This is a genomic window from Rhodococcus sp. NPDC076796 (assembly GCF_040702765.1).
Lineage (GTDB): Bacteria > Actinomycetota > Actinomycetes > Mycobacteriales > Mycobacteriaceae > Rhodococcoides.
In genome coordinates this window covers 23,064-45,824 of sequence record NZ_JBFBMS010000002.1, presented here as the reverse complement: position 1 = coordinate 45,824, position 22,761 = coordinate 23,064, and the positions used below count along the sequence as shown (strand labels likewise).

Annotated in this window: 23 protein-coding genes and 1 pseudogene; 12 read left to right on the top strand and 12 right to left on the bottom strand. The window is 65.2% G+C overall.

Annotated elements, in window-relative coordinates:
* Positions 1-95: 95 nt before the first annotated feature.
* Both AB0366_RS05265 and AB0366_RS05260 read left to right on the top strand, forming a co-directional pair.
* Positions 96-449, top strand: coding sequence for a DUF4229 domain-containing protein (locus AB0366_RS05265; RefSeq protein ID WP_366243009.1), 354 nt, complete (start codon positions 96-98; stop codon positions 447-449).
* Entirely contained in the window at positions 446-1,528 is a 1,083-nt protein-coding gene (locus tag AB0366_RS05260) for a PLP-dependent cysteine synthase family protein (RefSeq protein ID WP_366243008.1), read from the top strand. The genes AB0366_RS05265 and AB0366_RS05260 overlap by 4 nt, the downstream gene beginning before the upstream one ends.
* A 6-nt stretch (positions 1,529-1,534) precedes the next feature.
* Here AB0366_RS05260 and AB0366_RS05255 read toward each other — a convergent pair whose 3' ends face one another.
* The 4 genes from AB0366_RS05255 to AB0366_RS05240 form a co-directional block, all read right to left on the bottom strand.
* Complete coding sequence (locus tag AB0366_RS05255; RefSeq protein ID WP_366243007.1) at positions 1,535-1,852, bottom strand: hypothetical protein; 318 nt, start codon at positions 1,850-1,852, stop codon at positions 1,535-1,537.
* Positions 1,852-4,311 (bottom strand): aminopeptidase N, encoded by a 2,460-nt coding sequence (gene pepN / locus AB0366_RS05250; protein WP_366243006.1) that lies wholly within the window; start codon positions 4,309-4,311, stop codon positions 1,852-1,854. Before pepN ends, AB0366_RS05255 begins: the two co-directional genes overlap by 1 nt.
* Before the next feature lie 26 nt (positions 4,312-4,337).
* On the bottom strand, positions 4,338-5,660 hold the full coding sequence (locus AB0366_RS05245) for a DUF222 domain-containing protein (RefSeq protein ID WP_366243005.1): 1,323 nt from the start codon (positions 5,658-5,660) through the stop codon (positions 4,338-4,340).
* Between the two features lie 122 nt (positions 5,661-5,782).
* The gene (locus AB0366_RS05240; protein ID WP_366243004.1) at positions 5,783-6,691 is read right to left on the bottom strand and encodes an NAD(P)/FAD-dependent oxidoreductase; all 909 of its coding nucleotides are present in this window, start codon (positions 6,689-6,691) and stop codon (positions 5,783-5,785) included.
* 77 nt (positions 6,692-6,768) lie between these two features.
* Between AB0366_RS05240 and AB0366_RS05235 the strand changes: the two genes are divergently transcribed.
* Positions 6,769-7,269, top strand: coding sequence for a MarR family winged helix-turn-helix transcriptional regulator (locus AB0366_RS05235; protein ID WP_366243777.1), 501 nt, complete (start codon positions 6,769-6,771; stop codon positions 7,267-7,269).
* A complete protein-coding gene (locus AB0366_RS05230; RefSeq protein ID WP_262498464.1) occupies positions 7,253-7,678 on the top strand; it encodes a nitroreductase/quinone reductase family protein in 426 nt (141 codons plus the stop codon). The genes AB0366_RS05235 and AB0366_RS05230 overlap by 17 nt, the downstream gene beginning before the upstream one ends.
* Positions 7,679-7,695: 17 nt before the next feature.
* Here the strand turns inward: AB0366_RS05230 and AB0366_RS05225 are convergent, their stop codons facing one another.
* Both AB0366_RS05225 and AB0366_RS05220 read right to left on the bottom strand, forming a co-directional pair.
* A complete protein-coding gene (locus AB0366_RS05225) occupies positions 7,696-8,364 on the bottom strand; it encodes a response regulator transcription factor (protein WP_366243003.1) in 669 nt (222 codons plus the stop codon).
* Complete coding sequence (locus tag AB0366_RS05220) at positions 8,361-9,716, bottom strand: histidine kinase (RefSeq protein ID WP_366243002.1); 1,356 nt, start codon at positions 9,714-9,716, stop codon at positions 8,361-8,363. The genes AB0366_RS05225 and AB0366_RS05220 overlap by 4 nt, the downstream gene beginning before the upstream one ends.
* Before the next feature lie 109 nt (positions 9,717-9,825).
* On the opposite strand from AB0366_RS05220, the gene AB0366_RS05215 reads away from it, so the two are divergent.
* From AB0366_RS05215 to AB0366_RS05200, 4 genes are read left to right on the top strand one after another with little or no spacing between them, the layout of a single operon-like run.
* Positions 9,826-10,482 carry a phosphatase PAP2 family protein gene (locus tag AB0366_RS05215; RefSeq protein WP_366243001.1) on the top strand — a complete coding sequence of 219 codons (657 nt, stop codon included), beginning with the start codon at positions 9,826-9,828 and terminating at the stop codon, positions 10,480-10,482.
* A gap of 4 nt (positions 10,483-10,486) precedes the next feature.
* Positions 10,487-10,702, top strand: coding sequence for a helix-turn-helix domain-containing protein (locus AB0366_RS05210; protein WP_366243000.1), 216 nt, complete (start codon positions 10,487-10,489; stop codon positions 10,700-10,702).
* 3 nt (positions 10,703-10,705) lie between these two features.
* A complete protein-coding gene (locus AB0366_RS05205) occupies positions 10,706-11,233 on the top strand; it encodes a Clp protease N-terminal domain-containing protein (RefSeq protein WP_366242999.1) in 528 nt (175 codons plus the stop codon).
* Between the two features lie 32 nt (positions 11,234-11,265).
* Complete coding sequence (locus AB0366_RS05200) at positions 11,266-11,646, top strand: phage holin family protein (protein ID WP_121873441.1); 381 nt, start codon at positions 11,266-11,268, stop codon at positions 11,644-11,646.
* On the opposite strand, the gene AB0366_RS05195 is transcribed toward AB0366_RS05200, so the two are convergent.
* The 3 genes from AB0366_RS05195 to AB0366_RS05185 all read right to left on the bottom strand — a co-directional run bounded on the left by AB0366_RS05195 (position 11,643) and on the right by AB0366_RS05185 (position 14,790).
* Complete coding sequence (locus AB0366_RS05195) at positions 11,643-12,512, bottom strand: 1,4-dihydroxy-2-naphthoate polyprenyltransferase (RefSeq protein ID WP_121873440.1); 870 nt, start codon at positions 12,510-12,512, stop codon at positions 11,643-11,645. The genes AB0366_RS05200 and AB0366_RS05195 overlap by 4 nt on opposite strands.
* A gap of 47 nt (positions 12,513-12,559) precedes the next feature.
* Positions 12,560-13,816 (bottom strand): Hsp70 family protein, encoded by a 1,257-nt coding sequence (locus AB0366_RS05190; RefSeq protein ID WP_366242998.1) that lies wholly within the window; start codon positions 13,814-13,816, stop codon positions 12,560-12,562.
* A gap of 194 nt (positions 13,817-14,010) precedes the next feature.
* Entirely contained in the window at positions 14,011-14,790 is a 780-nt protein-coding gene (locus AB0366_RS05185) for a PIG-L family deacetylase (RefSeq protein ID WP_121873436.1), read from the bottom strand.
* 62 nt (positions 14,791-14,852) lie between these two features.
* Here AB0366_RS05185 and AB0366_RS05180 point away from each other — a divergent pair, with 62 nt between their 5' ends.
* Together AB0366_RS05180 and AB0366_RS05175 are read left to right on the top strand one after the other, a co-directional pair.
* Complete coding sequence (locus AB0366_RS05180) at positions 14,853-16,529, top strand: alpha/beta-hydrolase family protein (RefSeq protein ID WP_366242997.1); 1,677 nt, start codon at positions 14,853-14,855, stop codon at positions 16,527-16,529.
* 434 nt (positions 16,530-16,963) lie between these two features.
* Entirely contained in the window at positions 16,964-17,179 is a 216-nt protein-coding gene (locus AB0366_RS05175) for a hypothetical protein (RefSeq protein ID WP_366242996.1), read from the top strand.
* Positions 17,180-17,355: 176 nt separating this feature from the next.
* On the opposite strand, the gene menE is transcribed toward AB0366_RS05175, so the two are convergent.
* Positions 17,356-18,444 (bottom strand): o-succinylbenzoate--CoA ligase, encoded by a 1,089-nt coding sequence (gene menE, locus AB0366_RS05170; RefSeq protein WP_366243775.1) that lies wholly within the window; start codon positions 18,442-18,444, stop codon positions 17,356-17,358.
* 138 nt (positions 18,445-18,582) lie between these two features.
* On the opposite strand from menE, the gene AB0366_RS05165 reads away from it, so the two are divergent.
* Both AB0366_RS05165 and AB0366_RS05160 read left to right on the top strand, forming a co-directional pair.
* Positions 18,583-19,932 (top strand): hypothetical protein, encoded by a 1,350-nt coding sequence (locus tag AB0366_RS05165; RefSeq protein ID WP_366242995.1) that lies wholly within the window; start codon positions 18,583-18,585, stop codon positions 19,930-19,932.
* Positions 19,933-20,037: 105 nt separating this feature from the next.
* Positions 20,038-21,321 carry an EAL domain-containing protein gene (locus AB0366_RS05160; protein ID WP_366242994.1) on the top strand — a complete coding sequence of 428 codons (1,284 nt, stop codon included), beginning with the start codon at positions 20,038-20,040 and terminating at the stop codon, positions 21,319-21,321.
* Here the strand turns inward: AB0366_RS05160 and AB0366_RS05155 are convergent.
* Positions 21,318-21,698, bottom strand: a complete 381-nt coding sequence (locus AB0366_RS05155) for a VOC family protein (RefSeq protein WP_121873433.1) — start codon at positions 21,696-21,698, stop codon at positions 21,318-21,320. The two genes, AB0366_RS05160 and AB0366_RS05155, sit on opposite strands and share 4 nt — an antisense overlap.
* 24 nt (positions 21,699-21,722) lie before the next feature.
* Positions 21,723-22,596 (bottom strand): annotated as a pseudogene (locus AB0366_RS05150) (GGDEF domain-containing protein).
* Positions 22,597-22,761 lie beyond the last annotated feature (165 nt).

Sequence of the window (22,761 nt, the reverse complement as noted above, 5' to 3'; positions counted from 1 at the left end):
CGACTGATACAAGGTTGGTAAAGGGGAGGTAATGGACAAATCGGTCATGCTGGGGGTGGGTCGGAGTGCCCGCCGAGCCCGGTAGATTGGGACCCGTGAGCGACGCGACGAATGCAGAGAGCAACGATCCCACCAGCGAAAACGCCGCGCCAGGTAAGTCGGCGAAGAAATCCCTCGCCGTCAACCTCGGTGTCTACACCTTCGCGCGACTGGCGCTCGTCGTCGTGATCGCGGCCGTCATCGTCGGCGTCGGTTTACTCTTCGGCGTCGAGGTCCCGGTACTCGTGGCCGCGATTTTCTCGGTGCTGATCTCGCTACCGCTGTCGCTGCTCCTGTTCAAGAACATGCGTATTCGCGTCAACGAGTCCATCGCAGCTGTCGACGAGGACAGGCGCGCCGCGCGCGCGGACCTGCAGTCGAAGCTGCGCGGTGAAGACGGCAAGAAATGACCAGGTCGGTCGATCACTCGGGATCCCGGGCATGGGTCGACAATGCGGTCCGGTTGATCGAGGCCGATTCCCAACGCAGCGCCGACACGCACTTGTTGCGATACCCGCTCCCCGCTGCCTGGGGAATCTCGCTGTACCTCAAAGACGAGTCGACACACATCACCGGCAGCCTGAAGCACCGGCTGGCTCGGTCGCTCTTCTTGTACGCAATCTGCAACGGCTGGGTCACCGAACGCACCACGGTGATCGAGGCCTCGTCGGGCTCCACTGCCGTCAGTGAAGCGTATTTCGCCGGATTGCTCGGATTGAAATTCGTCGCCGTGATGCCACGGAGCACCAGCCCCGCCAAGGTCGCACTCATCGAGTCCCACGGCGGGAGATGTCACTTCGTCGATCAGCCCGGCGAGATGTACACCGAAGCCCATCGACTCGCGGCCGAGCCCGACAGCCACTACATGGACCAGTTCACGCACGCCGAACGAGCCACCGACTGGCGCGGAAACAACAACATCGCCGAGTCCATCTTCGACCAGCTGCGGCTCGAGGAATGCCCCATTCCCGACTGGGTGGTCGTCGGTGCAGGGACCGGTGGAACCAGCGCCACCATCGGCCGCTACATCCGATATCGCAGGCACGCAACGCAATTGGCAGTGGTGGACCCCGAGAATTCGGCGTTCATCGGCGGTTACGAGTCCGGAGACGCGGGCTACGAGACAGGGCTGTCCTCTCGCATCGAGGGCATCGGCCGACCGCGCGTCGAACCCTCGTTCGTCGGCCAGGTGATCGATCGAATGATTGCAGTGCCCGACGCCGCCTCCGTGGCCGCCGCACGATTCACCTCGGACGCACTCGGCAAACGAGTGGGCGGATCGACGGGCACCAACATCTGGGGTGCCTTCGGATTGATCGCGGAAATGATTGCCGCAGGCCGCAGCGGGAGCGTAGTGACACTGCTGTGCGACGGCGGAGATCGGTATTCGCAGACCTATTTCGACGACGCCTGGGTTTCGAACCAGGGAATGGATCTCGATGAACCGACCGCAGTGCTCGAACAGTTCATTCGTACCGGAGTGCTCTGAGGCGACCTACTTGCCCACCGCCATCGATGCCGCTGCAGTTGCAGCGGACACCGCGGCGACCGCCGGCCAGGCACCGATCTTCTTGGCCAGCGGGTGCGAGGCACCGAACGCGACGAGACAGGTCCCGAGCAAGGCACCGGCACGGACCGAGCCCGAGGATTTCTGCCAGCGGGTCGTGCATGCCACGCCGACGGCTGCGAGCACCGCTCCGCCGAGCTGACGATTGTGTGATTGCCGGGCAACGGCGAAGCCGCCGAGCAGTCCGCCGGCAGCGAGCGCGGACGTGGCGAGCGAGCGACGAGTGGCATTGGTGGGCACGATCATCAGCCTAGCCGCGCCTGCACCCGCAGGCTCCTCGCCAGGTGGTCTCGTTGCTCGATCACCAAGCGCCGCAGGGCAGCCGGTGCCCACTCGTGCTCGGCGAGCCAGCTGTCCGCGGCCTCCGTCGACGACTGCTGCGGGAACAGGCGGACGACGATTCGCCTCGCGATCTCGATGCTGCGCGAGGTCCACAACGACGAGATGGCCTCGAAGTACCGGTCGTGGTACGCCTGCGTCAGGTCCGGTCGGTGCCCGGCCCCGAAGCCGGTGATGAAGGCGTCGAGAACATCGTTGGACGCATCGTCGCGCTCGGTGATGGCAGTCCACGCCCTCGCCTTGACCTCGGCATCGGGTATCGCCGTCGACGCCGCGGTGTGTGAGGTGCGCCCCGACGAGGTGTCGTCGGAGGCCAGCTCGGCGTCGAGCTCGGCCGAGGTCGCGTTCCCGGTTGCGGCCAGGGCCAGCCAGAACGACCAGCGCTGATCGGGATCGAGACGCAGTCCTGGCACCGTCGCCGCGCCGTCGAGAAGTGCGCGCAGGTCGGGCGCGCGGGAACCGTCGAGTTGGGCTGCGGCCGCGGTGGCTCGCGCCCACACCAACTGGCTATCGCTCCCCGGCTCGCTCGCATGCAGTTGCGTCCACGACGCCTCGAGCCACTGCCGGGTGGGTTCGCCCCGCCGGTCCTCCGGGAGGTAGTGCGCGAGGGCGTACGCCACGTTGGCCGTGACCGCCGACAACAGGCCGATCTTGGGCTCGTTGGGCGCGAATCTGGTTGCGATGTCGATGTATTCGAGCGCAGACATCTCAGCATCGCGGGTGGAGTTCCACAGCGCTGACCACACCAGGCCTCGGGCGAGGGGATCGACGATGCGATCGAGGTGGTTCCGCACGGTGGTAGTCGAGCGCTCGTCGAATCGGATCTTGGCATACGTCAGGTCGTCGTCGTTGAGCAGCACCAGTGCGGCATCGGGAAAGTCGACCGCCGTTCGTGCATCGGTGATGTCGAGTTCTCGGCGGTGGGTTCTCGTCAGATTCCCCGCGTCGTCGAGATCGTAGAGCCCGACGGCGATTCGGTGAGGCCGCGGATCTGTCTGCTCGACGGCATCGCCGGTGTAGCTGAGCGTGGAGACGCCGGTGGTCTGCAGCCATGCTGCAGCCCAGGTGTCGAGGTCGCGTCCGCTCGCTGCGGACATCTCGCTCAGCAGATCCGTCAGTGTGGTGTTACCGAAAGCATGGGTGCGAAAGTAGTTGCGGGACGCGGCGAAGAAGGCATCTGCACCCACGAACGCCCCGAGTTGTTTGAGGACGCTCGCCCCCTTGGCGTAGGTGATGCCGTCGAAGTTGAGCTTCGCGGCCTCGAGGTCGGTGATGTCGGCGACGATCGGGTGAGTGGTCGGGAGCTGGTCCTGCAGGTATGCCCACGCCTTTCGTCGGTTGGCGAAGCTGACCCAGGCATCGGTGAATCGGGTCGCCTCGGCCGACGCGTACGCACCCATGAAGTCCGCGAAGGATTCCTTGAGCCACAGGTCGTCCCACCACTGCATCGTGACGAGGTCACCGAACCACATGTGCGCCATCTCGTGCAGAATCGTGTTTGCTCGGGCCTCGTACTGGGCTTCGGTTGCCGCAGAACGGAATACATACGATTCGGTGAACGTGACGAGGCCTGGGTTCTCCATCGCGCCGAGGTTGTATTCGGGGACGAAGATCTGGTCGTACTTTCCGAACGGGTACGGGTAGTCGAACTTGTCGTGAAAGAAGTCCAGGCCCTGCTTCGTGATGTCGAAGATGTCCTCGGCATCGAAGTATTCGGCGAGCGACGCCCGGCAATACGCGCCGAGAGGGACGGTGAGTTCACCTCTTGTCCAGGACGATTGGACGCGGTGATACGGACCGGCCGCAATCGCGGTGATGTAGGTCGATATCGGCAGGGTGGGAGCGAAGGTGGTGACAGTGTCGGCAGTGACTCCCTCACGGTTCGACAGCACGGTCCACGTCGGTGGAGCCGTCACCGTCAGAGTGAAGGGCGCTTTGAGGTCCGGTTGCTCGAAGTTCGCGAACACCCGGCGTGCATCGGCAGGTTCGTACTGCGTGTAGAGATAGACGTTGTCGTCGACAGGATCGACGAACCGATGCAGTCCTTCACCCGACCGGCTGTACCGTCCGCGCGCGCGAATCCGGACGATGTTGTGCTCGGCGAGCCCCACCAGTTGAATCCGTGAACCGTCGTAATCGACCGCCGCGTCGATGCCGTTGACAGTGACCTCGTCGACCGAGGCACCGATGAAATCGACCCATGTCGCCGCTGTGGTCGCGTCGAATTCGATTGTCGTCACTGTCTCGAAGGTGTCGAGGTCTGCGTCCTCTGCGCGCAGAAGATCCAGGTGAACGCGATAGTTCACCCCGCCGATGTGGCGCGATCGCCTGCGAGTTTCGGTCCGAGTCAGATTCGCGGTGCTCACCGAACCAACCCTAGGTGATCGAATCTTCACAGGGTCGGCGCAGTGAAGTAGTGGCGTCCGAGTGGGTCGACGATGTGCAGCACCCCTTCCGGTAGTAGTTCCGTGTGCCAGAGTTTGCGCGTTTTCAGGTTGTGGTGGAGTCGACAGCGCGGGCCGATGTTCGTCGAGATCGTCCACCCCCCTCGCTCCGGATTCTGCCGATCGAACTCGACGACGTGGTCGAGGTCGCACCGGTCCGAAGGCACGTCGCATCCAGGATGCAGGCAGTACGGATGGTCGGCGCGAACTCGCGCCGCGAGTGCCCTGCTCGGCTTGTAGGACAGTGCCCCCGGTGGCGGAACCGTCATGCCTCCGTGACCGTCGGGGTACAACGCGTGCACGCCGAGGGGATTGCTCTCGACGACGGCCCGCCAACGCTCGATCAGCGTCCCTCCTCCTGGTCGCGATCGCTGTGCCTTGTCGGGTGGTGCTGTGTCCCCGGGTGGCGCTGTGGCCGGTGGCGGTTGCCTGATCGGCCGCACCGGCCCCTGTGGCGCGGATTCCGAACTCGCAGTGGATGTCTCGTCGGATCCGGCTGTGTCGCTGGTCGAAGTGTCGGTCGCGCCAGCTGGCTGCGGCTCGTCGGCCTCGGGAATCGCGACGTCACCGCGGGAGGTCAGGCACGATGCGCACTGGCACATAAGTGCCTCGCCACGCATCAACGCATTGTGTGCTTCGCCTCGTCGTTGATCGGGGGATCGAGGATCCTCCGGGTGCAGGCGCGCGATCTCGCCGTCGATCCGTGAAATCTGTTCGTCGGCTTCGCCATCGGTCATCACCGTGGTGAGGCTGGACATTCCTCGTGCTCGTCTCCGCAACCGGATTCGCTTCTCCGTGCGCGCAGCACGCTTGCGCACTTCGCGGTCCCAATCCGGATCGGCTTCGGTGAGCAGTCGATCGATCTCGCGCCCCAGAGCGCCCGGTGCCATCTCTCTGGCGGCCTTGAGGACCTCGGCTTCGATGTCGACCACCGTGTTCGGTCGAGCGTGGAGCAAGTGATCGTGAATCGTCCTGACCCGCTCCATGTCGAGTGAACCGTCGACGAATCGACGTTTCACCGATGGCTGCAATCGGCGCCACATCTGCACCTTGTTGTTGACCGACGCGAAGGTGGACGACAGTGCCGCCGCCAGCTCGCAGATCGCCGAGCTGTAGAGATCCTTTTCGGTCACTCCTGTGTCCCACGGCGAGGCGCATGCGGTTCGGCCGCGAACGTAGTCGTCCATGAGCGCCAGTTCCGATGCGGCAGCAGCGTTGATCCTTCGGCGCGCACCGAGAACGTCGGCGAGTGCAGAGTGATCGTCAGCCATCCATGTCGACTCGCGTAGCCCCATGTCACCCCCCAGCGACGAAGGGCCGAACACGTATTCGACCCGTTGCCGAGAAGTGTAGAACCGACCACCGACAAGTTCTGCCGCCCTGGTCGAGGCGCTCAGCGCGAGCGAACGGCCAAGGCGACATCGAGAGCCAGCAGGTAGTGATTGATGTCGATCGCTGCCCGAGAGCCTGCTGCCGCCGAATTGATCAATTGCGCAGGCGAATCCGAGACGTTGCCCGCGGCCCACAGTCCGTCCACGCTGGTGCGGCCGGTCGGGTCGGTTGCTACCCACCCGTTCTCCAGTCGCGCGCAACCGATCCGGGTCAGCAGACCGTCGTTGGGGACGAATGTCGGGCCGACGAAGACGACCGCTCTGGGAACGACGCTGCCGTCGGTGAGTTCGACGCCGGCGACGATGCCGTCTTCCGTGACGAGCCGAGAGACGGGGACGTCCACGATTCCGACCGATCGGGCGTCGAGTCCGATCCGTTCGTCTTCGGTCAGCTCGATCCCGTTGGTGAAGAAGATGACGTCCGAGGACCATTGGCGAATCAGCGAGGCCTGATGGACGGTGAACGGTCGATTCGATCCGCCGATCACGGCAATGGGTTGATCTCGCACCTCGTAGCCGTGGCAGTACGGGCAATGCAAGACCCCTGAGCCCCAGTGCTCGCGTACGCCCGGAATGTCGGGCAGTTCGTCGCGGAGGCCGGTGGCCACCAGTATCGATCGAGAATCCAGGACCGAGCCACTCTCGAGGTGAACCGTGAATCCGTCGTCTATGCGAGTGACATTGTCCTGCACTAGCTCCCCGCCGTAGCTGAGCACTTCCCGGATTCCCTCCTCGCGTAGTTCGTGCGGCGATGCGCCATCACGCGACAGGAACCCGTGAACATGATCGGCAGGCGCATTGCGTGGATGCCCGGCGTCGACCAGGACCACTCGCCGGCGAGCGCGGGCCAACAGTGTTGCGGCACTGAGCCCGGCGGGTCCGCCGCCGACCACCACGGTGTCGTACGTCAAGAGGGCTCCTCGAAGTCGATGGGCTAGAGTCTGAACGTAGCAGGACTGTCAACTGGTTAACAATATTGGTGGTGACGATGACCGACGCATCGCTTCGTGAACTGACCTGCACACGGTGGGCCGAATCCAACCCCGGCCTCGACGCCTCGCCGATGCAGGTGGTTGCCCAGATCAAGCGCATCGTCGCGCTCCTCGAGTTGGCCGTCGAACCAATCTATGCCGAGGCCGGCGTCACGGTCGCCGAGGTCGAACTGATGGTGCCGCTGCGCTACGGCACGGAACCCGTGACGGCAGTTCGGTTGGCCGAACTGCTCGGTATGACTCGCGCCGGAGTCAGCAAGGCGTTGGGGAAACTCGAGCGCCGCGGATTCCTCGAACGCGTGCAGAACGCCGAGGATCGGAGGTCTGCGTCGATCACGTTGACCGACGCGGGCAAAGATGTTGTGGACGATGTCTTTCCGCGCGAGCTTGCAGCTCACGGCCGATTGTTCGACGCAATGGGTGCGCGACGGGAGCGAGTCCTCGAAGCCCTGAACATATTGGCCGAGTCGATGGAAGACGGTGTGTCCTCGCAGTGACGACTCCGTCGAGCGGCAACGCCGCTACGCTCGGCATCACGTGCAGGGCAACCCCGGAGGCGGCACAGTGAACACCTTCCAGAAATCGGCAGCAGCGTTCAACAAGGTTTTCGTGGTCGTCATGAAGGCGCCGGTGCTCGACAGAGTGCTCGGACGGTCGATGGGGATCCTGACCTATACCGGCCGGAAATCCGGCAAGGAGTTCTCACTGCCAGTGGCCTACAAGCGAACGGGCAATCACGTGAAAGTTGCGGTGGCCGTGCCGGACAAGAAGAGCTGGTGGCGAAACTTCGAGAGCGACGGCGGTCGGGTCGATGTCGACCTCGCCGGCGTCCATCACTCCGGCCTTGCCGTGGCGACTCGTGACGACCGTGGGCGGGTGACTGTCGACATCGACTTGGATCGCTGAGTCCGCGAGACGGCCGATCAGGCCTCGTCGGCATGGACTGCAATGAGTGCCGCCTGAACTCGGTTCCGAGCCCCGGTCCTCCGCAGGATCGACGTGATGTGGACTTTGACCGTGCCCTCGGCCAGATGTAATTCGGCGGCGATGTCGGAGTTGGACATGCCCCGGCCGATCAGCTGTATGACGTCCTGTTCGCGGGTGGTGAGTGCCCGAAAGGCATTCTGCGCCTGTACCTTGCGATCGAGTCGTGCAACCACGGAGTCGGTGAGAAGTCTTCGGGCCACAGCGGGTGAGAAGAACGCCCCTCCGTCCGACACGGCTCGGACGGCAAGGATCAGCTCGCGAGGGTCACCGGACTTGAGTACGAACCCATCGGCACCGCAGTTCATGGCCTCCGACACGTAGTCGTCCTCACCGAATGTCGTCACGATGAGGCACGGCAAGGTCGAGTTGCCGCGCCGCAGTTCGCGGAGAACCTCGAGACCGGACAGCTCGGGCATTCGGATATCGAGCAGTGCGACGTCGAGCAAGCGTGAGCGTGTCATGTCCAGTGCTTCGCGTCCGGTGGCGGCCTCGCAAACGACGTTCAGATCCGGTTCGGTACCGAGGATCCCGATGATGCCGGCGCGGACGAGTGGTTCGTCGTCGGCGATCAGGATTCTGATCTGTCCCGATCGAGTGCCGTTCACTCCGAGATCAGGCTTACTTCGGACACGGTGTCACCGTTGTAACAGATGCGATAGCGGTTACCGGACGAGTCCGCGAATCGATCCGCGGTGACGGCATACAAGTGGCACTCACCTGTTCCCCCGGCCTCGCCGGGTAGTTCGTGTTCGGGTAGCACGCCGGCGGCGTCGCCTCGACTGTCACCCACGCTGATATTCTGGAAGTCGTCCTCCGACAGTACAGTTCGCCGAGCCTCGAACCAGTTGAAGCTCTCCACGGCCGCCAGCATCGACACGGCCACAAGTGCAGCGCCGACGAGTAGCAGCCGTCCGCGACGCTGGGCTCGCGTGAGACCGGCGATGTCGTCCTCCGGTGGCATGTCCATCGGGTCCATCGGCAACGGTCTGTGCGGAATCCGAGCACGGAGATCGAATTCGCCCTCGCTCAGGTCGACCCGTAGGTCGCCTCCGCTGCGGCGCAAAAGATCTGCCGTGGATTGGAGTCCGGTGCCGCGACCGAACTCAGCGGTGTTCTCGACGGGGTTGCTTACGCGCACAGACGAATATGCCCCGTCGCCGGCGATCTCGACGGTGATCGGGAGTCCCGGTGCGTGCTTGCTTGCGTTGGTCAAGGCTTCCTGCAACACTCGAGACAGTGGGTTGTGAGCCGCTTCCGGCAGGTTCGGCACGTCGACCGTGCTCGTCACCTCGACGTCGACGCCGGATTCACGAGCACGCTGGATCAACGCGTCCACAGTGTCGCGGCGAGGCAGGCCCGGTGCTGCTCCGACCCTCAGCGATTCCACCGAGTCGCCCAGTCGTTCCACCGCACGGGCGAGCTGCTTTCGTGCGGTACCCACCGATTCCTGTGCCGAGGGCGTCAGTGTGGAGTCGAGCTCGAGGCGGCCGAGGTCGAGGGCTACCAGACTCAGCGAATGCCCGAGGTCGTCGTGCAGGGACTCCGCGAGCTCGAGCCGCTCCTTGGCTCGATCCCGTTCCGCGGCAGCGGTTCTACGCTGTCGCGCTGCAGTCAATTCCTCGACGGCCTGGTTGCGCACCTGCGTGCGGAGTTGCCAGGCGAAGCCGGCCAGCCACGGAACTCCCATGCGTAGCGAGGCGTAGAGAACGTCCCGGGGCAGCTCTGTCCACACACTGCCCCAGGCGACCAGGACTGCAATCAGAACGGACGCGCCCAGAATCCAGGCGACGGCGATGCGTCGGAAGGGGTTCGGGCCAAGCCCGATAATCGCTGCACACACGGCGACGGCCGCAGCGGTCCACGGGCCGGGACTCGGCACGGACGTGAGCGCGACGAGAGCGACGATCATCAGTGCGGTCGCCGCGCGGCAACGTGTGGACGCATCGACCGTGTTCATGTCTCACATCCTCGACGATGGGCGCGTCGTCCGACTAGTACCAGGGTCATAGTCAGGTATCGACTTCGGCCAGATCTACCGGGCTTAGACCCTTCGTAGCGTCCTGAGCATGAATTCGACACGAAGGCCGACCATCAACTCCTACTGCGGTTTTGCCCTCGCAGCGGCTGTACTTCTCTGTCTGTCCGCGCTGACCTTTCCGGTCCGCGAGCCACTGTTTCGTTCGGTGGTCCGAATGTCGGACACGGCGTTGCCGCACGCGCTGATTGCGGCAGTGGCCGAGATCGGATTGCTCGTCTCGGTGGCGTCTGCGATTGTCCTCGCAGCTCGGACCTGGTTGCGGGATCGGGAATCGTTCGGGGTGCTGGTCGCGGGCGGCTGCGGGGTGGTGACCGCCTACCTCGCCAGCGAGGTAGTGAAGGTTCTTGTGGCCCAGGCCCGGCCATGCCGGACAATCGATGTGTCCATCGTCATCGCCTGCCCCGACATCGATGATTGGTCCTGGCCGTCCAATCACGCCGTGCTCGCAGCAGCTGTAGCGACGGCCTGCGTCCTGACCGTGCCTCGGAGCGCGTGGGTGGTATGTCCGGCGGCTGTGCTGATCGCGGCCGCAAGGGTGTCGGCCGGTGTCCACTATCCGCACGACGTACTGGCGGGGCTCGGTTTCGGCATCGTCGTCGTGCTGTCGACGGTGCCACTCCTGCTGCGGCTGCACACCACTCTGTCAATCAAGATTGACAAAAATCGGTCTGTCAACCTAGATTGACATGATGACCGAAGCCACCACGCTCGCCGCTGCAGCGAGCAGTCCCGACCCTGCCGAAGGGCTACGCGCGGTGCTCGCACTGCGTCGCCTGCTCGAACGCCTGGAAGCCGTCCAGGTTCGCAACGCCCGCAACCAGGGATGGCCCTGGCAAGCGATAGCCGACTCTCTCGAGATCAGTAGACAGGCCGTGCACAAGAAGTACGGTGGAAAAGGAAGGTAGACCATGTTCGAAAAGTTCACTGCTGCAGCTCGACTCACCGTGATCGATGCGCAGGAGGTTGCGCGCGAGATGGGAGCGCCTCGCATCTGCGTCGAGCACCTGTTGCTCGCCGCACTGGACGGTGCTGACGAATCACTGAAGACTCGAATGTCGACATTGGGGGTTGCATCCGATGCCGTTCGCTCGGCATTGCGAGCCGATTCGGCCCTGGGTTCTGAAGACGCACGTGCGCTCGAGTCGATCGGAATTGATCTGAACGCCGTCGTTTCGCAGGTCGACGCCGCATTCGGCGCGGGTGCTCTCGATCGCAACAGCGAACAGGCCAGGAAGCATTTGCCATTCGACAAAGCTGCGAAAAGCGCTCTCCGACAGTCGCTGAAAGAAGCAGTTGCACTTCGCGATCGCGAGATCGGAGTCGCTCACGTCCTGCTCGGTGTTCTTGGGCAAGACGAGCTGGCCGCCAGCTCGCTGTTGCCGGTGGGAGTCACTCTGGATGCGGTACGTGCCACGATCTCTACCTCGACGCCATAGCTCTCGGCCGTTTGCGACTCTACGATGGCGCCATGAACTTCTTGATTCGGCTCGTGATCAACGCCGTTGCCATCTGGGTTGCCAAAGAATTCGTGGACGGCATCACTGTCACCAGCTCGGGGCGCGGCGACGGGTGGGACATCGTGGTGCTGCTGGGTATCGCGGCCGTGTTGACGATCGTCAATGCGTTCATCAAGCCGCTGGTGCAGCTCATGTCGCTGCCGTTGCTGATTCTGACTCTCGGGCTGTTCACTCTCGTGATCAACGCGTTGATGCTGTTGTTGACGGGCTGGCTGTCGTCGCAGACCGGCTACGGTCTCGAGATCGTCGGTTTCGCCGCCGCGTTCTGGGGCGCGATCATCATCTCGATCGTGAACTTCCTGTTGGGCGCGTTCGTGCCCGACAAGCGTTAGGCGAAGGCCAACGCAACGCCCGTGCTCGCGCCCCAGACGAGCATCGCCAGGCCCGAATCGCGCAGCGCCGGAATCAGCTCGAATCCATGAGCTCCCTTGCGTACCGGGGAATTCGCGCGAGCGGCGAAGGGAAGCGCGAGCAGGCCCACCAGTGCCCATGGGGTGCGAGCAATCAGAACGACGGTCATCGCGAACGGCACCACCAGCAACGCGAGATGCAGGTAGCGAGTGCGGGTGTCGCCCAATCGCACTGCGAGAGTGAGTTTCCCGGATTCGGTGTCGGTGGGGATGTCGCGCAAGTTGTTGGCGACCAGGACTGCACTCGAGAACGATCCGACAGCCACCGCTGCCAACACTCCCGCCCAGTCGATCTGCTCGGCTTGCACGAACTGGGTGCCGAGAACCGCAACGAGACCGAAGAACACGAACACGGCGATCTCGCCGAAACCGCTGTAGCCGTACGGCTTCGAGCCGCCGGTGTAGTACCAGGCACCGGCGATGCAGACGAGCCCGACGATGACCAGCCACCACGCGCTGGTCGCAGCCAGGACCAGTCCGGCCACTGCGCCGACTGCGAAGCAACCGATGGCGGCCTTCTTGACTGCCCCGGCGGACGCGGCCTTCGAGCCGACCAGTCTCAGGGGCCCGACTCGATCGTCGTCGGTGCCACGGATTCCGTCGGAGTAATCGTTGGCGAAGTTGACGCCGACTATCAGAGCCAGCGAGACGACCAACGCCAGCAGCGCCTTCCACCACACTCCTCCGTCCAGCGATACGGCCGCACCGGTGCCGACGAGGACGGGGGCGATCGCATTCGGGAGTGTGCGCGGTCGCGCACCTTCGATCCATTGCGCAGTGGTGGCCATGAGCGACGATCTTTCCGTATCTGTCCGACGGGTGAGAACGCGGCCGGTCAGAACGGCAGGCGCGGCAATACCGGCAGCGGGATGACGGGCATCTGGACACCGGGAATCTGTGGGAGGGGCACCGTGGGGGGAGGCGGAGGTGGTGGCGGGTAGTAGTGCGGCTGCTGGTATTGCACGTAGGGCGCTGCATCGGCGGCAGCAGGTGCAGGTGCGGTGGTGGTCGGTGGGGGAGGTGGGATGTCGGGGGGCGGCGACGATGTGGCCGTCGTGGTGCTGGTGGCGGCAGGCGTCGTGGTTTGCGGAACCGACTCACCGACGCTGGCGGGGGTGCTCAGCGGTTGACTCTCGTCGCTGGATCCGAGTGCGGTGAACAGTCCGATCGCGGCGATGACGCCCGCGATCGGTAGTGCGATCATGCCCAGCCGTGCCAACGCGGGGCGGTGCGAGACGAGGGGCGGCACGTGGGTCGCGTCGACGTGGGTGGCGTGTACCGCGGCACCGCCGGCGACGACCAGCTCTGGTCTGTCCGGGACGACGACCGGCAGTTGCAGGAAGCGTTCGAGGGTGGCACGGACCAACGGAACGTTGGACGTGCCGCCGATGGCGATGACGGCGTCGGGATAGAACTCGGCCTCGAGACCGAGTTGACGCACCGTTTCGGCGGCTTGTTCGGTGGAGCGTGCAATGGACAACTCGAAGATGTGCCGCTCGAGGAGGATGTGCTCGCCGTCGGGAGTGCTGGTGGTCAGGTGCGAGGACAGCGCTTCCTTGATCCCGCGGCAGAACGCCGTCAGCGCACTGTCTTCGTCCGGAGATTGGGGCGGACGCACTATGCCGAGTCCGAGTATGTGTTCACGGACCACAGCGTCGAAGGAGGCACCGCTCATGGCGGTGGTCCGCGCCGAACCGTAGGAGCGGCCGGATTCGACGTCCACGATGTCGACGTCGACTCCGGTCTCGCCCGCGTCGAACAGCGCGACCGTTCGGTGATGGGAGGGGAGCCCCGGGCGCAGGTATTCCATTGCCGCGCCTGTCCTGTCGATGAGGTGGACGTCGGAGACGTACTCCTCGGCCAGCGCGTTGGCGATCCCCGTGCGTTCCTCGGGTGTCCGATAGGCGACGCCGAGTGATTGGGGCGCGTCCGGACTGTCGACGATGCCGCGGACGACGCGCGCGACGTCGGACGCGGTGGGGGAGAGCTGCCAATCGTCGAACTGGGTGCCGTCGGTCCACGCGCCGTCTTCGGTGGTCCGTGCCGTGCGAATGCCGCACGTGCCCAGGGACACACCCACTGACGAACGCATCGCTTCTCCGGCCTCTCCATTTCGGTGACGGTGTTCAGGTCTGAAGAACTCGCCCTCATGACAGGCGACGTGAACACTGTACCGTCTCGCGGTTTGGTTAGAGGCTCGAAACAATCCGAAGGTCAAGTCGATGGGGTCACATCATCGGCCTACGATCTGGTGGCCGTCGCGCTTGCGTCCGCTGTCCGGCCAGTTCAGAGCGGGAGCGAGGTCTCCGTGAGGCCGACGCCCCCGGTGCCGCGTAGCTTTCTGAACCATTCGGTGCCGAACGTGGTGGCGAGGTCCTCCAGAGACATCTGCAGAAACGGTCCGAAGTCGCCGACCTGCGTTTCGTGGGCTTCCATCGCTGCCCGTTTGGCGGCCATCACGCTGGACACGTCGACCACCGTTGTGATCTCGGTTTCCGGCAGGCCGAAGGTCTCGATGTCCGGCGGTGACGCTTCTTCGCCCCAGTGCGGATTGGCTTCCATCAGCTTGCGCATGTGATCGCGGTTGGTGGTGGTCTCGTACACGAAACGAGTCCCGGCGATCTCGGTGGCGCGCTTGCCGACGACGTGCACCTGGATGTGGTCCGGATGACCGTAGCCACCGTTAGGGTCGTAGATGGTGACGACGTCGGCCTGCTCCTCGAGCAGTACGTCGGCCAATCGCTGTGCCGCAGTGTCGACGTCGACGTTGCAGAACGCGTCCGGGTTCGCGTTCTCTGCAGTACCGGCCATTCCGGAATCGGCATAGTGCAGCCGCACGATGCGGGCGACTCCGAGAGCGGCGGCCGAACGATCCAGCTCGATGCGCCTGCGCTCGGCCAACGTCTCGCCCTCGGCGAGGATGCCGTCGGGGTACTCGCCGAGGGCACCGTCGGTCGCGGTGACCAGGACGACGCGGTGGCCGGCATCGGCGGCGAGGCGCATCACGCCACCGGTACCGAACACCTCGTCGTCGGGATGTGCGTGGAAGCAAACCAGGACACTCATGTACTGAATGCTTGCACGTCGAAGTGGGTGCAGCCCAGTCGGCGGAGAAATACGATCTGGTAGTGACTACACGGCAGTCGGCCCGGATCGGTTCGTGGTGGCGGGGCTCGCGAGGGGATCGGTACTGCCGCGCGCTGCATCCCGTGGGCCTGCTGTTCGCCGTGGTGTTCTTCGCGCTGTCGATGACTCCGTCGCTGTTGCCCCGCGTCTGGTATCTACAGGCTGTTGCCACCGGTATCAGCGTCGCGATCGGATACGGCGTCGGATGCCTCATCGCGTGGGTGGTGCGACGCTGTGGGGTGTCACCGGACTGGTCCGAGCGGTGGCCTCGACGCGGTTGGTGGGCGTTGGCCGTTGCTGCGGCGGTGGTGATTCCGCTGTTCCTGATCCTGGGATCGTGGTGGCAGCAGATAGTCCGCAAGCTCGTCGGCGTGGAGGATCCCGGCAGGCCGTTGTACCTCGCGGTGCTGGTGGTCTCTCTGGTGGTGGCCGTGGCTGTGCTGGCGTTGGGTCGTCTGCTGCGGCGAGCATCTCAGGCGTTGACGCGGTGGGGTAAGCAGTACGTGCCGAAGCCGGTCGCGAGGATCGCCAGCGTGATCGTCGTGGCCCTGTTGGTGGTGTTCGCCGTCAACGGCGCGCTCGTTCGCGGCATCGTGGCGGTCGCCGAACGGTCGGCTTCGACGGCCGATCGTGGTACCGACGAGGGCGTGGAACAGCCGAGCGCCGTGGAGCTTTCCGGTTCGGCCGCGTCGAATGAGCCGTGGGATTCGCTCGGCCAACAGGGGCGACGGTTCGTCGCGTCCGGTGCCACCGTGGACGAGATCAGCACATTCACCGGTAGGCCCGCGGTGCAACCGATTCGCGCGTACGCAGGTGTCGAGTCGGCAGAGACCATCGAGGGTGTCGCCGACCGAGTGGTCGCCGAGCTCGAACGCACCGACGCGTTCTCGCGCCCGGTACTCGCCGTTGCCACTACCACTGGAACGGGCTGGGTCAACGAATCCGTCGCCCGCCCTCTGGAATACCTGTACGACGGCAATTCGGCGATCGCGTCGATGCAGTACTCGTTTCTGCCGAGCCCGATGGCATTTCTGGCCGACCGGCAGACTCCGCAGGATGCCGGACGAGCTCTCTTCGAGGCGGTGTACGAAGTGTGGAGCGAACTCCCCGAGGATTCGCGACCGAAGCTGGTGCTGTTCGGTGAGAGCCTGGGTGCCTACGGCGGACAGGATGCGTTCAGCGGCGCGCAGGACATGATCGCGCGCATCGACGGTGCCCTGTGGGTAGGCAACCCGAACTTCACGCCTCAGTGGGCGCGCATCACTGCCGGACGCGACGCCGGTTCCCGAGAGATCCTGCCCGTCGTCGACGGCGCAGAGCACGTTCGCTTCGCGAGTTCGTCCGGGGATCTCGACATCGGTGGGCAGTGGGAAGAGCCTCGAATCGTGTACTGGCAGCACGCATCCGATCCCATCGTGTGGTGGTCGCCGGATCTGATCCTGAACCGGCCCGACTGGCTACGAGAACCGCGCGGTGCCGACGTCGACCCCGGAGTGCAGTGGTTCCCGTTCGTGACCTTCTGGCAGTTGACCTTCGATCAAGTCTTCTCCACGAACGTCGACGACGGACATGGCCACAGCTACGGAGCCGACGCGGTGAACATGTGGGCCGACATCCTCGAGCCGCCGGGCTGGACGGAGACGGACGTGAAGCGGTTGTACGACAAGATGGCGGGCTGAGGCGTCGGCTGGTCGGTGGCTCGCCCACCCACCGCTCGCCCCTACCCACCGCCCACCCACCTCCGCCGCCCACCCACCTCCGCCGCCCACCCACCGCTCGCCCCCCAGCCCACCCACCTCCGCCGCCCACCCACCGCTCGCCCCCCAGCCCACTCACCTCCGCCGCAAACGTGCGCGCGTTTGCCGAACGCGCGCACGTTCGCCACCTGTCCGCTGTCTATTCCGCGCGCACCTGACAAACGCCCGCGCATTCGTGCGTGAGACAGTGCATCCCATGCCGCCTGCCTCCGCCGGTCGACCCAGCGCTGACAACGACCTGTCGACAGTTCTCGCGCTCGAACGAGAGCTGCAGACTGCCGAATGTCGACGCGATCGCGAGCGACTGACCTGTCTGCTCGCCGACGATTTCACCGAGGTCGGAGCCCTGGGGCACGATGTGGGACAAGTCGTCGACACTCGATATGCTCGGCACCGAGATCCCCGTGGAAATCGAGGTGATCGAACCGACCGGACGAGTGATCGGTCCAGATTATGTTCTGCTGCAGTGGATTTCGAGAACGTCGGAGATGCGCGCTCGTAGAACCTCGCTGTGGCGGCGCACGGACACCGGATGGGAACTGGTGCACCATCAAGGCACGCCGCTCGAATGACCGCTCCGGCGCAAACGCGCGCGCCTTTGCTGAACGCGCGCAGTTTCGCCACCTGTTCGCCGACTATTCCGCGCGCACCTGACGAACGCGCGCGCGTTTGCGGCCACCCGAAGGCCGCGGCGGTCAACCGGGGGCGCAGCGCCAAACCCGGGACGCAGCGCCGAACGGGACTCAACTCAGCGCTTCTCCAGCACAGTTCGGAGTTCCGCCCGATTCAGTTTTCCCGGACCTCGTGTGGGTAGGGAGTCGAGCAGAAACAATTCTCGTGGCGCGGCGGTGATGTCCAGCGAGGCGGCAACGTGGGAGCGCAGGTCCGCCAATGTCACCGGAGCAGAGGCGACGACTGCGACCACGATTTTCTGGCCCAGTCGCTCGTCGGGCAATCCCACGACTGCACATTCGAGTACCGCGGGATGCGTGATCAGTGCGGCTTCGACCACCTGCGGCACGACGGTCAGTCCACCGGTAGAGATTGCCTCGTCGAGTCGTCCTGAGATGCTGAGAACCCCGTCGACGATGGTTCCGGCGTCGTCGGTGCGGAACCATCCCGGTTCGGCGAAGGCCGGATGGTCGGGCAGTCCGCGGTATCCCGAGGCCAGGGTCTTTCCGCCGAGCACGACCCTGCCGTCGTCGATGCGTACGACGGTGCTGTGCAGCGGAACTCCGTCGTACACACAGCCACCGGCCGTTTCGCTCATTCCGTAGGTTCGCACCAACCGGATTCCTGCGTCGTGTGCCTTCTCTCGCAGTGGAACCGGCGTCGCGGCCCCGCCGAGCAGCACTGCGTCCAGTGAGGCGAGGGCCGCGACCGCCTCGGGGATCTGGAATGCCTTCACCAGCTGCCCGGGGACCAGCGAGGTGTAGCGCAGGGGTCCCGGCATCGATCCCACCGCGTCGATCAGAGCGGAGGGATCGAAACCTCTCGACACGTCCATGACGACGGGCGAGGTCCCGGCGAGAACGCTGCGGAGCAGCACCTGCATTCCGGCGATGTGATGCGCGGGCAACGCCAACAGCCACGACCCTGGTCCGCCGAGTCGCTCCTCGGTGGCCGTCGCCGACGCCACCAGTGCGGACGCGGACAGCATGGCTCCCTTGGGGACACCCGTCGTCCCGGAGGTCGCGACGACCAGGGCGACGCCGTCGTCGATGGGGGTTCCCGGTGCAAGTGCGTCGTGCAGGCGCTCGGTCTCACGCGGATCGTCGGTGGGCACGGGAAGCAGGGCCGGGCCGTCGCCGGCGAGCATGCGGCTCAGGCGCGGCATGATCTCCGCCGCTGCAGGCCCCGACGGAATGGATACGCTCTCGAGCACGGACTCGAGGCTAGTCGCTCGGCTCGATCGCGGACGGGCGCACCCGCGGTTGTCACCCGACATCGAGTCGCTGTGGAACAGTGGAACATCGTGAAGGGATCGGGCATGGACGACGCGGTGTGGGCAGCTCTGTCGTACTTCGATTCCGTCGATCCCGCGCTCGCCGCCGACGCGCGCCTGGGGTGGGACGGTCTGGTCGAGGTGTCTCCGCCCGCCGGCCCGACGCAACATTCCGTGCAGACCTATCTGTGGGTGTACCTGCGCCACGCGGCCGAGGGGCCCGATCGCGCGGTAGATATCGCCCGTGCCCTCGGCGACCTGCTCGACCGGCTCGGACGCGTCGGATACGCGGAAATCGCCCGAAGCGCCGTCACCGAGGAGCTCGTGCGAACACCCGACGACGCCGAGTGGTTGCAGCACTATCGCGCCGCCACCGAACAATCGGGCATCGGCGCCGTCGATACCGAGCTCGTCACCTGGCAGGACGCCCCGACCGGCGTCGAGCGGGCCATCGTCGAAAAGATCGGCGAGACACTGGAAGTGGCGACCATAGCCGGCGAGTTCGAGCCGTCGAAGCCCGGTGGGCGACCGCTCGGTGCCAACGCGCAGGCCATGCGTCGACGCGGCGTCACCGATGCTGTGCTGACGTCCGATCGGGGTAAGGACGACTCCGAGGCAGTCCTGCTCGAACAGCTTCTCGACCACCGCATCGAGTTGTGGAGCAACTACAGCGCACCGCGGGCCGAGCTGTATCTGGGGCTGCGCGAGACGCTGCACGAGGCCGTCGAGCCCGTATACGGCTGTGTGCGCAGGCTCGAGAGTTTCATCGGATGCATCGGGGACGGGGTCGCGTTGACCGACGCCGGGTACCTGCCGGACGAGTTGGTGGCGAGCATCGCGAACAGCGTGTTTCCTCCGGCCGAACGACCCTCGCATGTCGGCCGCGAACTCGACACGGAGAAAGTGCTGATCGTCCGACGCCTCCTGATGCGGGTGCGTCTGCTGCGTCGTTCCGCCGGGCGGTTGGTACCGACGGCCCGAACTCGACAGCTCAGCTCCGACGGGCTCTGGCGTGTGCTCACCGCAGGCATCGTCGGCACCGAATATCACCCGGACACGATTGCCGCAGAGGTCGTTCTGGCCCGCATGATCGTCGGTCACGATGTCGCCGACGTGGAATCGACAGCAGACGACCTGGCGCGTCTGCTGCGCGCCGAGGGGTGGACTCATTCCGGCGAGGAGCCCGCTGCCGAGCACGCCGAGCCGCTTGCTCGGACCCTGGTTGCCGAACTGAGCGCTCTCGGGGCGTTCGAGTTGCCGGAACCGGGCCAGGCGTCGAGGCCGCAGCCGTCCGGCTCTGTCGCGACCGAGGAAGGCAGGCGACTCGCCGCGGCGGTGCTGCGGCATCGGCTGCTGCACACTCGCTATCCGTCGTTGTGACCGCTCTCGGATGGGCTATCGGTCGAAACTGCAGATGTGGCACGGTTAAGCTCACCTGGATCCGGTTCCAGAACGGGCCCGGCTGTTCGTTGCGAGGTGATGCCGGTGGACCGTGAGGTCGCGGACACCGCGCGCTCCCAGTCTCGCCGGCAGAGCGACTCCGCTCGTCGGTACCTCGATGTCGAGGCGACGACGCCCGCTCTGCGATCGACGGTCGAATTCGCCGCACGCAGCGTCGGATTCGCCATTGCCCAGCTCAACGTGCTCGACGAAGACACTCAATACACGCTGGTCAACGTCGGCGGACCGCCGGTGTCCACGGTGGTACGGGCCGACACCCTCTGCGACGACGTGGTGCGCTCCGGCGAACCCGCAGTGGTGGCGCACGGACGCGTCCACGCCACCACCCGGCAGCGCGCCATCCTCGACGACAACGGCATCGCGTCCTACGCGTCGGTTCCGCTCCGGGGGCGCGAGGGCCTGGTGATCGGCACACTCTGCCTGCTCGATCGCACGCCGCGCTCGCTCTCGGGTGAGCAGATGCAGGAACTCGAACAGTTCGCGTCGGTACTAGAGGAGCAACTCGACCTGCATCGCCGCGTCGGATCGGGCGTCATCCGGCTCGGAAGCGACAACGACATCGCCGACTCCATCGCCGACGGCCACATCGTCCCCTGGTTCCAATCGATCGTGGATCTGCGGACGGAGGAGATCGTCGGCTTCGAGGCGTTGGCGCGTTGGCACCACCCCACCCGGGGGATGGTGGTGCCTGCGGATTTCGTACCGTTCGCCGAGGCCAGCGAACTGATCATCGACGTCGATCTCAGTGTGCTCGCCCAGGCCGCGGCCGAAATGAAGAAGTGGCACGTCCATCGTCCGGACCTGCGGCTGACCGTCAACATTTCCGGACGCCACCTCGCGCATCCCGACGGCGTGAGTCAGCTGCAGCGCGCCATCGCGTCCTCCGGGGTGTCGCCGTCGTCGATCTCGCTCGAACTCACCGAGACCACTGCCGTGACGCCGGGGCCGCTGCTGCGCAGGCACATCGACGACGTGCATCGGCTGGGCTTTCGGGTGCTGCTGGACGATTTCGGTTCGGGCTGGTCCTCACTCGAACGGTTGGTGACGCTGCAGCCCGACGGCATCAAGATCGACGGGCACCTGACGCGGTTCGTCGACACCGTGGCCGGACGGGCGATGATCAGGTCGTTGGCCGGAGTGGCGAAAGACCTCGACCTGACGATGATCGTCGAAGGTATCGAGAGCCGCGAACAGGCCGACGCTGCGCTCGAGCTCGGCTGCACCCTGGCCCAGGGGTATCTGTGGTCGCGGCCGCAGTCGGCAACGGCGGTACTGCGCGCGATCGCCGACGACGCGTCGACGGGCTAGCGGTTGTCCCGCCGCAGCGGATGATCCTGGGGGATCTGCACCAGCACGATGGGAATCGCGTCCGGATCCTCGATCCACATCTCGATCAGACCCCACGGCTCGGTTCGGGCCTCACGCACGATCTCGATGCCGGCGGCCGTCAATTCCGCTGTAGCAGAGTCGATATCGCGTACCTGTAACCACAGCGCACCGGAGAACGACCCCGATTCGTCGCCGCGATGGTGCGCAGCGACCTCGATCAGGCCCTGACCCGCGAAGAACACCGTCCCTCCAGGGTATTCGCGACACACCGCCAATGAGAGACCGTCACGGTAGAACTCAAGAGTCCTCTGGTAATCGACGGGCCGGAGAATTGTCCGAGAAGCGAGGATGTCCACCCCGCATGGATACCACGTGGTGGGTCATAGCATGGTCGTCGCGATTCGGTTGCCGCCCGCGGCCTTCGCCTCGTACATCATCGAGTCCGCCACCCGCGTTGCTCGCGTCACGATGTCGACGTTCTGATCCCACACAGGTGAATCCGCGTGCAGAATCGCGGCCCCCACGCTGACCGTCACCGCGACGGGATCCTCGGGATCATGCAGTGCTCGGCGTACCCCATGAACCAGTGCATCGATGTGGAGTCGCCTCGTCGACACGACGGCGAGGTATTCCTCTCCGCCGGTGCGCGCGATCACGCCGTATTCGCCCAGGTGTGCGCAGACGCTCGGCGATGCGCACGATGACCGCGTCACCTTCCTCGTGCCCGTACATGTCGTTGACGGATTTGAAGCGGTCGATGTCGATCATCAACGCCGCCGAGCACTGATCGGCTTCTCGGCCGCGTGGCCACACGTCGTCGATGACCGCGTCGAGACCGCGACGATTGAGCAGACCGGTGAGCGGATCGAGCAACGAACGGCGGGCATCGTCGGTCAACGTGGTGATCAGCAGATGCGAGACGAGTGGAACTGCGGCGATCGTGAGCAGCACGACGTTCGTCCGGAAGATCAGTGATGCGATGCCCACCTCCTCGCTGGAGTACGTCGCTGCCGCGGTAACGAGGGTGCATGCCACCGCGAACACCAGGTGCGCCACCAGCCAGCGAGGACTGAGGCAGAACGTGCAGAACGTCCCGATCACGGCGAACAGCGTGCACGTCAGCAGGGCGTCCGCGAGCGGGTTGATACACAGCGTCGACGCCGTCCCCAGATCGGCGAAGACCGCAAAAGCCACCACCCCGAGTCGGCCGGGAAACGGTCTGGTGATCCATGCGGCGCTGACGGCCACGACCATCACCACCAGACCTGCTTTCCAGGCGACGGCGACCGGGCTGCGTGAGGTGTCCTCGGAGAACAGCGACACCACCGCCAGCACACCGAAATTGAGCGTCAGGCATGCCAACACCCACCGGATGAGTTTCCCGGCGGGCCGGGAGTTCTGGAAGTCCGCCATCCAGCG